Here is a 15,045-nt window from a genome sequence, read left to right on the forward strand (position 1 = left end):
TTATCTACCTTCTTCAGTTTCATCAGAAGACGCCACAATGTCTTCAGGAATATCCTCATTTTGTTCAATCATGTCAGCAAACAAACCATAAACATAGCTTTCTGGGTTGAATGGTTGTAAGTCATCTAACTTCTCACCTAAACCAACATATTTAACTGGTATGTGTAATTCATTACGAATTGCTAGAACAATACCACCTTTGGCAGTTCCATCTAATTTAGTCAATACAATACCTGAAACATTTGTGACTTCTTTAAATGATCGCGCTTGTGATAATGCATTTTGACCAGTCGTTGCATCTAAACATAATAAGGCTTCATGAGGTGCATCTGGAATAGCACGACTTATCACACGTTTCATTTTATCTAATTCTTGCATTAAGTTAGATTTATTTTGCAGACGACCTGCTGTATCACAAATTAAAATATCTACGCCTTTATTTTTAGCAGCATTAATGGCATCATAAACAACTGCAGCAGGGTCAGAACCTTTATTTTGGCTCACTACTTCCACACCAACACGATCCCCCCATACGTTTAGTTGTTGAATCGCACCAGCTCTAAAAGTATCTCCAGCCGCTAACATGACTTTTTTACCTTCTTGTTGATAACGATGAGCTAATTTACCAATTGTTGTTGTTTTACCTACACCATTAACACCAACCATTAAGATGACATTCAATCTACCATCTTCAAGGTTCATCGCTTCTGAATGATCATTTTCTTGGTGATAGATTTCAACGATTTTTTCAACGATAACTTCTCTTAAATCTTCAGTTTCTTGAATATTACGTCTTTGGGCTTCTGTACGTAACTCATCTGTTAATTTCATTACAGTATTAAAACCAACATCTGCTGTAATTAACATTTCCTCTAGGGACTCAAAGAAGTCTTCGTCAACTTTTCTATATCGAGCAATTAAGTTATTTAATTGCTCCTGGAAGTTTTGACGTGATTTTTCTAAACCAGCTTTAAATTTTGCACCAATTTTTTGCGCTTCAATTTCTTCAAAGTCTTCAATTGAAATTAATCCATCTTCGTCAAAGTCCGCTTCACTAAGTTTTTTGGGTTTCTTTTTAGGTTTTGTTTCTTCAACTACTTCCTCTTCATGCGCTATCTTATCACTGTCTTCAGGTTCTTTTTTAGTTTCCGAATGTGTACTTTCATCTAGTTCTTTTTGAATATCATCTTCGCTTTTTCCTGAAAACTTATCTTTTAAGCGTTTAAAAAAACTCATCCTTGTTCCTCCTTCATAACCTCATCTATAGTATTTAAGTTTACACTTACTAATTTAGATACACCTGATTCTTGCATCGTCACTCCGTATAATCTATCGGAGAATTCCATTGTCCCTTTTCGATGTGTGATAACAATGAATTGCGTCTCTGTAGATAACTCATTTAAATATTGGGCATAACGAATAACATTCGCTTCATCAAGTGCTGCTTCAACCTCATCTAGTATAACAAACGGTGCAGAGCGAACCTTAAGAATTGCAAATAGTAAAGCAATCGCACTTAATGCACGTTCACCACCACTAAGCAATGACAAATGTTGAAGCTTTTTACCAGGAGGTTGAACAATAATATCTACTCCTGCCGATAAATAATCGTCTTCTGTCAACCGAAGTTCAGCTTGACCACCACCAAATAACTGTTTGAATACAGTAGAGAAATGCTCTTGAACAGCGTGGAAAGTATTTTTAAATCGTCCTTCTACTTCTCTATCCATTTCATTAATAATCTGCTCTAGTGTTTCTTTTGCTTCCCTAAGATCCATTCGTTGCTCATTTAAGAATGTATAGCGTTCATTCAACTCTTCAAATTGTTCTATCGCATTTAAGTTAACTGGACCTAATTCATCGATAGACATTTTAGTTAATTTTACCTTTTTACGTAAATTCTCTATTGATTCATTGGACTCATACAATGTACGTGCGCGTTCAACTGTTAATTGATACGTATCGTTAAGATGGTCAATAGCATGGTTAATCAAAACGTCTAGCTTGGACTGTTTTGATTTGATGTCTTGGTAATGGTTTTCAATAGCTAAAATATCTTGATGACACACTTGAAGCTGATTTTCATTCGTTTCAATCGTTTCATTCAAATCATTTCTACGTTGTTTGATATCTGTAAGTCGCTGATTTAAATGTTGACGTGCATCTTGTTGTTCTTGAATTTGATACTTTAATTTTTCAAAAACCTCTTCACCCATCATCTCATCAGAATTAAACAACTTAATTTTTTCTTCGACATCTTTTAATTGACGTTTAGAATTTTCATATTGCTTATCTAATCTTTCAATCACTTGCTTTTGTGATTTTATTCTTTCCTTAATAACTGCTAAATCAGACTGCTTTTGATGTAATTGTTGTTGTGTTTGATTTGTAGATGCTTTGCCTTCTTTAGATAATTGGGTGTATCGCTCAATATCACTCTCTAATTCATTCAATTGTTGATGAATTTCTGATAATCGTGATTGTTTGTGTGTTAAAGTTTCTTTACTTTTATCACTTTGGTAACCATCATTTTTTTCAAATTCAAACTCTTCATGTTCATTTTTAAGATGTGTTTCTTGAGTTCTTAATCTATCTAATTCTAACTCATGATTGTGCACACGTTCTTTTAATGTATTGTATTGTTGACTTGCTTCAAAATATTGTTCACTTAATTGTTCAGTCTTTTCTTTCTGAGATTTAAATTGACTTTCAAATTCTGCTGTTTGGCATTGATAGTCTTCAAGTTGATGTCTCATTGTTGATAATTCATCTTTTTGAGACAAAATACTTTTTGTCTTACGTGCACCACCGCCAGTCATGGAGCCACCTGGATTCACAATGTCACCTTCTAAAGTAACAATTCTAGTACAATAACGAATTGCTCGGGCAAGCACATTGGCATGTTTTAAATTATCTACAATAATGGTATTCCCTAACAAATTATCGATAATAGCTTGATAATTTGAGGCTACTTTTACAGCGTCAGAAGCAATATTAATAAAACCTTCTAAATTTTGAGCAATACTTTTAATATCTACAGCGATTTGTCGTGACTTAATTACATTTAATGGTAAAAATGTAGCACGACCTAAACCTCGTTGTTTCAAGTATTGAATAGCTTGGCGACCATCTTTTTCAGTATCTACGATTACATATTGTAATGATGTCCCTAAAGCTGTCTCAATTGCTTGAGTTAACTTTGATGGTACATTGATAACTTCAGCAACCGCACCGTGAATACCGGTTAATTCATGTGCTTTTGCTTTTAAAATGTGCTTAACACCATTAAAGAAATACGTGTAATCTTCTTCTTGTGTAGCTAAACTATCAATTTTTGATTTTAACTTTTCATTATAACGGTACGCTTGGTATAACTTATTCTCATAATCTGTTTGTCGTTTTTTGGATTCAGTTAATTGTTTCTCTAACTGTGCAATTTGATGTTCGGCTTTATCCACTGCTTTTTTCGCTGTTTGATAATTCTTATCGGTATCATTAATACTATTTTGAATGTCTTTTAATTGATTAAATGCTTCAACTAATCTTGAGTCTAGGCGAGATTTTTTGGCTTCATTTTCATTAATGGTATGTTCTAAAAATCGAATATCGTTATTCACATCCGATTGTTCAGACATAAGCGTGTAATAATTATTTTTGATTTCTTCAAGTTTCTCATCGTGTTGTTCATCCGAAACATATAGTAACGACTCTAACTCTTGAATATCTTTATTAAGTTCCTTTTGTTTATCTTTTAATTCATTAAGTGACGTTTCATTTTGTCGCTTTTCATCTTGAATTGCTTGAATTTGTGATTGTAAATTTTCAAGTTCTTCTTCATATCTTGCGTTAGTTTCAGATTGATTCTTTTTACGTTCTTCTAAAACGTTTAATTTACCTGATAATTGTTCATAATTTTCAGTGGTTTTAACAAGTTCATAGTTGCGTTTTTCAATATCATAATCTATTTGTTGTCGTTCACCTTTATACTTTTGTAATAATTGATTAATTTGAGCTTGTTGTGCTTCTTTACTAGCTTGTTGGCTCTTCAACTGATTTAATCGATTATCTAATTGTTGATTATCTTCATTATATTGATCAATATCGTAAACTGTGACAATAACATCACTTTGTTCCATTTGTTTAGATAATTGTTGATACTCTTTAGCAATGGCTGCCTCTTCTTTTAGTGGTTCCACGCGACCTTCGAGGTCATACAAAATATCTTCAACCCGATTAAGATTATCTTCAGTGTGATCTAGTTTATTAATTGATTCTACTTTGCGTTTTTTATATTTTAATACTCCTGCCGATTCTTCAATAATTTGACGTCGATCAATAGGCTTAGCATTTAATATTTCATCAACGCGTCCTTGCGAAATAATGCTAAACGCTTCTTTTCCTAGACCAGAATCTAAAAATAATTCTATGATATCTTTCAAACGCGCACGGTCGTTATTTAAATAGTATTCACTTTCACCGCTACGATATAAGCGACGCGTCACTACAAGTTCTTCTGAATTAATTTGTAATTTTTTAGAATGATTATCTAGCTTTAGTTTTACCTCTGCATAATTTTGAGCTTTTCTATGTTCAGCACCTGAAAATATAATATCTTCCATTTTAGCGCCACGAAGTGATTTTGCTGATTGTTCACCTAACACCCATTTAATCGCATCAGTAATATTACTTTTACCACTACCATTAGGACCAACAATAGCTGTCACACCTTTATCAAATTGGACATTGGTATGGTCGGCAAAAGACTTAAATCCTTTGGCATCTATTGATTTTAAATAAACCATTGTATTCTCCTTATAACATTCGTGTTGTGTCGATAAACTTGTTATTTTATCGCTATAAAATTTGACTAATCAAATATGTTAATTATTTCCCAAGCTTATCTATAAGATGTCATTATATATTTTAAAATGACTCACTACTTTTTCATTAACTTATATGCTTGCTCTGCTGCCTTTTGTTCGGATTCTTTTTTTGTCTTACCTTTACCTTCTGCAACTGCCTTATTTTCTAATATAACTTCTGAAGTAAATAAGCGATGATGCGCAGGACCTTCTTCTTTGATTAAACGATAGGTCACATCGCCTTTATTTTGACGGTGCACAAATTCTTGAAATTGTGTTTTAAAATCAACTACCCCGACAAGTTCGTTATCTTCTACATATGGGAAAATTACCTTTTCAGCAAAATTCCAAACTGTCTCTAATCCTTGATCTAAGTATAGAGCTCCTACAAATGCTTCAAAAGCATCTGAAATAAGAGATGGTCGTGTTCTACCTCCAGTTTTTTCTTCACCTTTACCTAATAAAATAAGCTCATTCAAATTTATTTTATTCGCAAATATCACAAGTGAGGGTTCACAAACAATTGTTGCACGCATCTTTGTCAAATTACCTTCAGGTAAATGAGGATGCTTATCAAATAAATAGCGTGAAACCGTCAATTCTAATACCGCATCACCTAAAAATTCTAAGCGTTCATTATGGTCTAAACGATGCATATTAAAGTCGTTAATGAAACTCGAGTGAGAGAAGGCTTGTTGATATAAATCAATATTTTCAAAGTGAATGCCCCACTTAGCCATTTTATCAGCAAATTTTTGTTGGAAATCATTTACCATATCTATCTTTTTCTGGTTAGCCACAGTCTAACCTCCTAACTATAAATTTTTAAATTTTAATATACCTTAATTTTACGTGAAAATAATCTAAAACTAAAGAAAAAATCTGAGCCGACGAGAAGACGACTCAGATGTTAATCATTTTATTTTTCAAGGCTGTTGATGTATTTAACTGCATCACCAACAGTATTGATTTTTTCAGCTTCTTCATCAGGAATTTCAGTACCAAATTCGTCTTCTAATTCCATTACTAATTCAGCGATATCAAGTGAGTCAGCGCCTAAGTCATCTTTGAAAGATGCATTTTCAGTTACTTTGTCAGCATCTACACCTAAACGGTCAACGATGATGTCTTTTACTTTATCGAAGTTTTCCACGTCGATTCACCTCCTTTTAAAGCGTCTATCCATAGACTACTATATTCTCCCATTTTAAATTCTAAAAAACAAGTAGAATTTTAGAAACAATTAGCACTTTAGTGCTTAGTGTTACTTTACATATACATTCCGCCATTAACGTGGATGGTTTGTCCAGTAATATATTTAGCTTTATCAGAGGCTAAGAAAGCAACTGTATTTGCAATATCAGTATCTTCACCAAAACGTTTTAAAGGAATTTGCTCTAACATTTGCTCTTTAAGATTATCACTTAAAGCGTTAGTCATATCAGAAACAATAAATCCAGGCGCCACAGCATTCACTGTAATACCACGTGATGCTAATTCACGTGCAGTTGATTTAGTTAAACCTATTACACCAGCTTTAGTTGCTACATAATTTGCTTGACCTGGGTTGCCCATCTCACCAACGATACTTGATAAATTGATAATGGAACCACCACGTTGACGTAACATTTGTGGTGTTACTTTTTGAATACAATTAAATACACCTTTTAAGTTTGTATCGATCACGTCATCCCACTCTTGTTCTTTCATACGCATTAGTAGGTTATCTCTAGTAATACCAGCATTATTTACCAACACATCAATAGAACCGAATTGACTTACAACTTCTTTTACCATTGTTTTAACTTCATCACCTTTAGCAACATTAGCTTGAATAGCGAAGCTATCAACACCTTTAGCTTTTATTTCATCAACAACAGCTTCTGCTTTGTCTTTACTGCCAGCATAGTTAACAGCTACGTTATATCCATCTTCAGCTAGTTGTAAGGCGATACTTCTACCAATCCCGCGTGAAGCACCAGTAACTAAAGCATTTTTACTCATTTTCATTCCATCCTTTCACATCTTTAAGTGTTTGTATTGAAGTAGTTTTAACATCTCGATTAATTTTTTTAATTAAACCTGACAATACTTTTCCAGAACCAATTTCAACAAAATGCTCTACACCTTGATCAATCAACCATTCTGTTGATTTTATGAATTGTACTGGTGAATACAACTGCTTAACTATATTATGCTTAATCACTTCTTTATCTGTTTCACCTTGAGCATTATAGTTTTGAACCACTGGAAACTTCGCATTATGCCATTCAAATTGATTGATGTACGCGGCAAAGTCTTCCTCTATCACACTCATCATTGATGAATGGAAAGGACCTGAAACAGCCAATGGTAATACTCGTTTAGCACCTAATGATTTACCTTCTTCAACTAATTTATCAATCAAATTTTTATGTCCAGAAACTACTATTTGTCCAGGTGAATTGATATTAGCTGGTTCAATTAATTCATCTTTAGTAGATAAATCTTTACAAATTTTATCAACATCATCAAAATCTAATCCAAGAACTGCAGCCATGCTCCCTACACCATTTGGAAAAGCTTGAGCCATTAACTCTCCGCGTTTACGTACAATCTTAACTGCATCATCAAAAGATAGAACACCACTCGCAACTAAACTTGAATATTCACCTAAACTGTGTCCCATAGTATAATCAACACTAATATCGTTTAATGCTTCTAATAAAACAATACTATGCGTTAAAAGTGCAGGTTGAGTGTTCTGTGTTTCACCTAATTTTCCTTCTTTATCAGTAAACATCGTTTCTAATATATCAAAATCCATCGCTTCTTGTGCTTGATTTAAGATATATGTTGAATGTTGATCCTCATTATATAAATCGCTAGCCATACCAACTTTTTGAGCACCTTGACCTGGGAAAATGATTGCTGTTTTACTCATCTTTACCACCTACCGTTCCTCTCATAGTTTGTACAATATTTTCTTCACCGGCAATTTTTGCTTGTCTAATGGCTGAATAAAAAGCTTTAGCATTAGAACTACCATGTGCTTTTACAACTGTTCCATCTAAACCAAGTAGGACTGAACCTCCATATTCTGAATAATCCATTTTCTTGGCAAATGTAGCTAAATCTTTTTTAAGAACAGCACCTGCTAATTTATTTTTAAAGTTACCCATAACTGTTTCTTTAAGCATTTTACCAATAGATTTAGCCGTACCTTCTAAATTTTTAAGAACCATATTTCCAGTGTAACCATCAGTAACTACAACATCTGTATTGCCATCCATTAAAGTTTTAGCTTCAATGTTACCTTGGAAATTAAATGAATGATCTTTTTCAAATAATTCAAATGCCTTTTTAGTTAAAGTATTTCCTTTTGCAGCTTCTGTACCAATATTAAGTAATGAAACTGAAGGCGTTTGAATGCCACGAATTTTTTGTGCATAAATATTACCGAGTTGCGCATATTGTAATAGATGTTCAGCTTTAGCATCTGCATTAGCGCCTACATCTAAAAACAGAAATCCTTTACCATCTACAGTCGGTAATGTTACCACTAATGCCGGTCTTGCTACGCCTTTTATACGACCAACAATAAATAAACCTGCTGACATCAATGCACCTGTGTTGCCTGCTGAAACGCATCCATCTGCTTCACCTGATTTAACTGCTTCTGCCATTTTTACCATTGAACTATCTTTTTTACGTTTAATTGCTCGTACAGGCTCATCTTCCATTTCTATTCTCTCAGAACAATGTCTAAACTCTATACGCTCATGATTTAAGTTATACTGTGTTTTATCTCCAAAAAGAATTATTTCTAAATCTTTAAAGTCTTCTACAACCTTTTTAACAGCATCTAATACAATACCTGGTGCGTCATCTCCGCCCATCATGTCTACTGCGATTTTAACCATTCCATTCATCCTCACTTGTATAGAACATTTTAAATTTACCTTTAAATACTAGTTTCTCTTTAACATAAGATTTCACTTCAATCATATAATGCTTGTTTGTCTTTTCGATAACTTTAGCTTCTATTCTTACTGTATCATTAAGTTTCACTTTTTCTATAAATTCAACCTGACTTTCTTGTGTCAGAACTGTTGGATTATGTATGAGTGCAACACACAAAGAATTAGCTTGTGCAAAAAGAACATGTCCTCTAGCAATCTGCGTTTTAGCGAAAACCGAATCTTCAGTGATTTCTATCAGTGATTGAGCTTTAACATCAGGATCTACTTGAATTAAATCCCCTATTATCTCATTTGCTTCAATCGATTTAATTTGATCGTAATTCTGCTCGGCTACAAGTTTAATTCTTTTACGCAATTCAGGAATATTTAAATGTGTGCGATCTAAACGAATAGTTTGAATACTCACATCAAACTTTTCACAGAGTTCATAATCAGTAATGAAGGGGTTCACTTTTATAGTATTTTGGATAGCTATTCTCCGTTCATCTTTCTTTAATTTCACACTCTCACCCCTCATTTTAGTACCAAGTCTTAAATATTCCTTACACATCATAACACTTTCATTATCAATTCCTCAACAAATAACTGTAGTTGAGGAAAGTTTAAGTTTTTCTTAAATTAGTTTTGTCGATTCTCTTACCAGAGAATCTCTATGTTAGGGCCCCTAGTCCCAACTTCCATGGCCGGTAACATTTCTTCACGAAATGTTTTGTGTCGGGAACCCTAATCAAAACTGGTGTGTAAGAGGTTTCGTTGGATGAATTGTTTGAGGTGTGTGTATGGTTGTTGGAAGAATTGGCCGGATTGAATGAGTTCGGCTGCTTCATCTCTTGCAACTTCTAACATGCGATAATCTTCGACTACATTTGCAACGAGGAAGTCCGGTAAACCACTTTGTTTAACCCCAAAGAAGTCTCCTGGTCCTCTCATCTCTAGATCTCTTTCGCTTAATTCAAAACCATCAGTGGTTTGGGTCATAATTGTCATTCTCTCAATACCTGTCTCAGTTTTAGGTGAAGCAATAAGCACACAATAACTTTGATGTTCACTTCTACCCACTCGTCCACGCAATTGGTGTAGCGTTGATAAACCAAATCGATCGGCATCGTAAATCATCATGAATGTTGCATTTGGTACATTTACTCCTACTTCTACAACAGTTGTTGAAACTAAAATATCTAAATAGTGCTTACTAAATTTTTGCATCACGTCATCTTTTTCTTCAGCAGTTAACTTTCCATGTAATAAACCTACTTTTTTATTTCCGTACACCTGTTGAAGTGATTCATATATAGCAACAACGTTTTGTACATCTTCCAGGTGTTCTGAGCTTTCAATTAGTGGACATATGACATAAGCTTGTCTACCTTTTTTCAGTTCATTCGTCATTTGAGATAAGACTTGATTGTATTGTTCATGTTTTGCCCAATTAGTAATAATAGGCTTACGACCTTTAGGTAACTGTTTTATAGACGATACATCCATTTCTCCGAATACTGATATAGCTAATGTACGCGGAATAGGTGTCGCTGTCATAAATAAGACATTAGTCATTGCACCTTTTTCTCTTAACATCTGACGCTGATTTACACCAAATCGATGTTGCTCATCTGTAATAACTAATCCTATATTTTCAAAAATTACATCGTCTTGAATTAATGCATGAGTACCTATTAAGCAATCAATCGTTCCATTCTCTAATTGCTCCAATAAAATGCGACGTTTTTTTCCTTTTACAGAACTCGTCAACAGCGCAACATTCATAGAATCACCGAATAATTCTATTAAGCTTTCAGCATGTTGCTCTGCTAATATTTCTGTAGGAACCATTAATGCTGATTGATAACCCGCAGTTTTTAATGCATACATACATATTGCTGCTACAACAGTCTTACCTGATCCGACATCACCTTGCAAAAGACGATGCATTCGAATAGGTGCCTTTAAATCTCTAAATATTTCGTTGACACTTAATTTTTGGGCATCAGTTAACTCAAAAGGTAAGCTATCAATAAAATTTTTAACTTTGTGAATATCATAATTGATTTCTATCGCTTCATCAGACGTTTTTTCAAGACGATTCAACCATTGCATACGTAACTCAAACATAAATAATTCGGTAAAAGCATATGTCCGACGTGCTTTCAATAAATTTTGTTTGTCTTTAGGATGATGAAGTGTACGTAACGTATATTCTAAAGTCTCTAATTTATATTTTTCTCTTAATTCATCAGATAACCATTCATGTATTACAACATCTTCCAATGCCTGTCTAATATTATCTCGAAGTTGCTTTTGTTTAATTCCTTCTTTAATACGATATACGGGTTCCAATTGGACGTCATCTTGCACCGTTTGATCATTAAAAAACATTCGATTGCCATTAATTTCTTGTTTACTGCGATTCCATTTGCCTTTGACCGTTACAACACCATGTAATTCTATTTTCTTCTTTAAATAAGGTTGATTAAAGAAAATACATTTCACAGCGATATTATTAACCATAAGATGAACCGTTAACTTAGATTTATTACGACCAAAAAAAGCTACTGTTGGTGGTGAATAAACCTCACCTTGTACAGTAACTGTTGATTGATTCTCTGCTTGGTTCAAGTCAATAACTGTATTATCTTCATAGCGAGTTGGTAGATATAGAACCAAACCTTCAACAGTATGTATATTTAATTCTTCTAATAGTGTTAATCGTTTAGGACCAATACCTTTGATTTTATCTAAAGTATATGGACTTTCGATTAAGTGCACTTTTGCCATGATGAATCACCCATTACTTTTATCTTAATCTGTTATTCAATATTTTATCATGTTCAAAGTTATTATTTGATTCTCATGTACTCTTCTTACAATTCTTTTTATAAATCATAAAAAAACAAGTAGCAATATAAGGATTGATCTGAAGATATAAATGATAAAAATTTTCATTTATTAAATTCACAATTTCAATACTTAATAATGCTACTAGCAAAATTAATTTTTAGTTCACTTCACACGCATAATTATCTTTATCTCTGTCTAGTTTTGGTTGATAGGCAGGATGACCTTTTTTAACACCGTGTGGATATTTTTTCTTAACTCTGTACAATTTTTAAAATATTTTTTTAGTACTCTTTTTTACATTTTTGGTATGATGTGTAGACGTTATTTTTTTAACTTTGTTTGAAGTCATTGAAGCTTGAGGCTCGCTCCAAATATTTAACTTCTGGGCTTTAGCTTTCTTTTCACTTGCTCGAAGCATTTGTTCATAAGTATTATTTGATGGATAAACATATTTAACTCTTGCTAACCCTTTTCTCACTATCGCATTATTGACCATTTTACCATCAGCATAAACGAGACTAAGTATCTACCATATTTATCAGTTTTTTGTCCTTTATCAAATGCAATTTCAACATTCTTAGCATGTGTCATCATCTTAGTTGTAAATGCGCTTGCCTCTGGTCCATACTTTTGAACTGGTTTTCTTGGATCTTTCGTTTCGAGTGTATCAATAAACAGTAATCTAAATGTAGAAATTTTACCTCGGTAGTTCAATTTTACTGTATCACCGTCAACAACTTTAACTAATTTGGCCTTTTCTTTATGTAATTGAGTAGCAGCATTAGCTTCATTATTGTGTGGTTGACCAATGATTGGAAGTAAGATTGTTACAACTGCTATCAAAGAGATAAAACGTATACTCTTGACATGGTTAGAATTTGAAAACGCTCTACGATATAAAATAAATATACTACTAAAACTAAGAACAACTAATAAAAATAGAAATTCCCCCATTTTGCACTTCTTTTATATTTTCGTAACTTACATTTATTTTATAACATTTTTCAAATAAAAAAAGCATAATTTTTTAAAAAATTCTATTATTTCTATAAATTTTATATAAAATAAACTATCTTAACTTTTCGTATTTATAAAACGATTTATGAACAATATTTTTTAATAGTGTTACTAGAAGTAGAAGGCTTATATCCTAAAACATAAAATGCTCCAGAAAGATTATTTAAAGTCTTTCTGGAGTATTTACGAGTTCTATTTTATTAATATTATTCAACAGCAAAGAAATATTGATAAATCGGCTGTCCACCTTCGTGTTCTTCCACTTCTACGTCTGGATATTTAGCTTCAATCCAGGTTAATAATTGATTAGTTATCTCTTGATCAGCTTCTTCACCTATAATCATAGTTAAAATCTCACTATCTTCGTCAAGCAACTTATTTAATAGACCTTGAACTGCACTCAACTGATCTGCATCGCTGGTAACAATCTTATCTTCAGCTAATCCCATATATTCATCTGTTTTGATTTCAATACCATCAATTTTAGTATCTCTTACAGCAAACGTTACTGATCCAGATTGAACCGTATCTAAAGCTGTTTCCATATGATTTTTATTTTCCTCTAATGAAGAGCCTTCATCATATTGGAATAGCGCAGTAATACCTTGAGGTATTGATTTTGTAGGAATAACAACTGTTTCTGCCTCTACAATACTTGCTGCTTGTTCACTAGCCATTAAAATATTTTTATTATTAGGTAAAATAATTGCACGTTTACATTGTGATTGTTCTATTACGTTAACTATATCTTCTGTTGAAGGATTCATCGTCTGACCACCACTAATGATGTGCGTAGCACCCATTGATGTAAATAATTCTGAAATACCTTCACCCATAGAAATTGTGATAACTGCAGACTCTACAGTTTGAGGTTCAGCATGCTTTTGATGTAATTGTCCATCTTGTTCTTTTCGGATGACTTCTCTATGTTGCTCGCGCATATTTTCAACTTTAAGTTTTATTAACTCACCATACTTTTGACCATAATTAAATACATTCCCAGGATGTTCAGTATGTACATGAACTTTAACAATTTCATCATCATTGATAACTAATAATGAATCACCAAATTGAGACATATCATTACGAAATTCTTGTTCATCAAAAGGCTTTTTGTTCTTGCCAAAACGTACCATCATTTCAGTACAATAGCCATAGACGATGTCTTCAGTATTAATCACTCCATGAAAGTCGTGATCATCATTAACGAACGAGTCAGTATCAAGTTTAGGCGTTTGTGCTTCAATCTTTTCACCTTTTAAACCTTTTAAGAACCCTTCATAAACGCATAGTAACCCTTTACCACCGCTATCCACGACACCAACTTCTTTAAGTACTGCTAATAAGTTTGGCGTATTATCTAGAGAATCACTAGCGACTTGAATCACATGTTCCATTAATTCAACACAATCTTTAACTTGGCTTGCTTTATCAATTGCAGCATTTGCAGCATCTTTGGCCACTGTTAAGATGGTACCTTCAACTGGTTTCATTACCGCTTTATATGCTGTTTCAACACCTGCTTGAAAACTTTCTGCAAACTGCTGAACATCAATTTCCGTTTCGGTCTCAATGTTTTTACAAAAACCTCTAAATAATTGAGAAAGAATGACTCCAGAATTACCACGAGCTCCCATTAGTAATCCCTTGGAAAATGTTTTACCTAGTTCTCCAATATTTTGAGATAAATTAGTTTCTACTTCCTCACGTCCAGAAGTAATAGTTAAATTCATATTTGTTCCTGTGTCTCCGTCTGGAACAGGATATACGTTTAATGAATCCACTAAATCTGCATTATTTGATAAATTTTGTGCCCCTTGTATAATCATATCGGCAAATAATTTACCATTAATTTTGCTAATCATTTCACGTTGTCCTCCTAAGCCTTTTTGACTGTATCGTTTAAACGTACACCTTGTACGAAAATATTAATAGAGTTAACTTTTACATTCAGTGTTTTTTCCAAAGTATATTTAACAGTAGATTGAAGATTGCTTGCTACCTCAGAAATTTTCACACCATAACTTACAATAATATACATATCTACATCAATAATTCCGTTTTCTTCTCTTACTTTAATACCTTTAGCATAGTTTTCATGACCTAAGATTTCCGCAATACCATCTCTAACTTGCTGTCTTGATGCCATACCAACGATGCCATAACTTTCAACGGCTTTACCACCCACTACTGATGCGATTACATCATTTGAAATATCAATTTTACCGTAGTCATTTGAAATTTCTAATGTCATTTTCTTTTCCTCCTGAAAATTTCAGAGTATTATTTTTAAAGCACTCTGTATTTAATCAAATAATCCCTAATGTCCTGTATACTTTAAAAATTAAATTATTGTCGATACTTCTTAT

Annotated in this window: 12 protein-coding genes and 1 pseudogene; all 13 read right to left on the minus strand. The window is 33.1% G+C overall.

Going from position 1 to position 15,045, the window contains the following annotated elements; all coding sequences use genetic code 11:
* The 13 genes and pseudogenes from ftsY to DYE57_RS07655 all read right to left on the minus strand — a co-directional run bounded on the left by ftsY (position 1) and on the right by DYE57_RS07655 (position 14,930).
* The gene (gene ftsY / locus DYE57_RS07595; RefSeq protein ID WP_115313506.1) at positions 1-1,236 is read right to left on the minus strand and encodes a signal recognition particle-docking protein FtsY; all 1,236 of its coding nucleotides are present in this window, start codon (positions 1,234-1,236) and stop codon (positions 1-3) included.
* Positions 1,233-4,802 carry a chromosome segregation protein SMC gene (smc, locus tag DYE57_RS07600; protein ID WP_115313507.1) on the minus strand — a complete coding sequence of 1,190 codons (3,570 nt, stop codon included), beginning with the start codon at positions 4,800-4,802 and terminating at the stop codon, positions 1,233-1,235. Before smc ends, ftsY begins: the two co-directional genes overlap by 4 nt.
* 134 nt (positions 4,803-4,936) lie before the next feature.
* Entirely contained in the window at positions 4,937-5,662 is a 726-nt protein-coding gene (gene rnc / locus DYE57_RS07605; RefSeq protein WP_115313508.1) for a ribonuclease III, read from the minus strand.
* Positions 5,663-5,781: 119 nt separating this feature from the next.
* Complete coding sequence (locus DYE57_RS07610; RefSeq protein WP_115313509.1) at positions 5,782-6,015, minus strand: acyl carrier protein; 234 nt, start codon at positions 6,013-6,015, stop codon at positions 5,782-5,784.
* A gap of 116 nt (positions 6,016-6,131) precedes the next feature.
* Positions 6,132-6,866: a 3-oxoacyl-[acyl-carrier-protein] reductase gene (gene fabG / locus DYE57_RS07615; protein WP_115313510.1), complete on the minus strand. Its 735-nt coding sequence runs from the start codon at positions 6,864-6,866 to the stop codon at positions 6,132-6,134.
* Positions 6,859-7,785 (minus strand): ACP S-malonyltransferase, encoded by a 927-nt coding sequence (gene fabD / locus DYE57_RS07620; protein ID WP_115313511.1) that lies wholly within the window; start codon positions 7,783-7,785, stop codon positions 6,859-6,861. The genes fabG and fabD overlap by 8 nt, the downstream gene beginning before the upstream one ends.
* Positions 7,778-8,764 (minus strand): phosphate acyltransferase PlsX, encoded by a 987-nt coding sequence (gene plsX / locus DYE57_RS07625; RefSeq protein ID WP_115313512.1) that lies wholly within the window; start codon positions 8,762-8,764, stop codon positions 7,778-7,780. The genes fabD and plsX overlap by 8 nt, the downstream gene beginning before the upstream one ends.
* Entirely contained in the window at positions 8,757-9,341 is a 585-nt protein-coding gene (gene fapR, locus DYE57_RS07630; RefSeq protein ID WP_165417887.1) for a transcription factor FapR, read from the minus strand. The genes plsX and fapR overlap by 8 nt, the downstream gene beginning before the upstream one ends.
* 206 nt (positions 9,342-9,547) lie before the next feature.
* The gene (gene recG, locus DYE57_RS07635) at positions 9,548-11,596 is read right to left on the minus strand and encodes an ATP-dependent DNA helicase RecG (RefSeq protein ID WP_115313514.1); all 2,049 of its coding nucleotides are present in this window, start codon (positions 11,594-11,596) and stop codon (positions 9,548-9,550) included.
* A 220-nt stretch (positions 11,597-11,816) separates the two neighbouring features.
* Entirely contained in the window at positions 11,817-11,924 is a 108-nt protein-coding gene (locus DYE57_RS07640; RefSeq protein ID WP_115313515.1) for an excalibur calcium-binding domain-containing protein, read from the minus strand.
* 3 nt (positions 11,925-11,927) lie between these two features.
* Positions 11,928-12,613: pseudogene (locus tag DYE57_RS12705) on the minus strand (thermonuclease family protein).
* 269 nt (positions 12,614-12,882) lie between these two features.
* Positions 12,883-14,541, minus strand: a complete 1,659-nt coding sequence (fakA, locus tag DYE57_RS07650) for a fatty acid kinase catalytic subunit FakA (protein WP_115313516.1) — start codon at positions 14,539-14,541, stop codon at positions 12,883-12,885.
* Positions 14,542-14,555: 14 nt separating this feature from the next.
* Entirely contained in the window at positions 14,556-14,930 is a 375-nt protein-coding gene (locus DYE57_RS07655) for an Asp23/Gls24 family envelope stress response protein (protein WP_115313517.1), read from the minus strand.
* Positions 14,931-15,045: the final 115 nt, after the last annotated feature.

This window comes from Staphylococcus saccharolyticus, assembly GCF_900458815.1.
Lineage (GTDB): Bacteria > Bacillota > Bacilli > Staphylococcales > Staphylococcaceae > Staphylococcus > Staphylococcus saccharolyticus.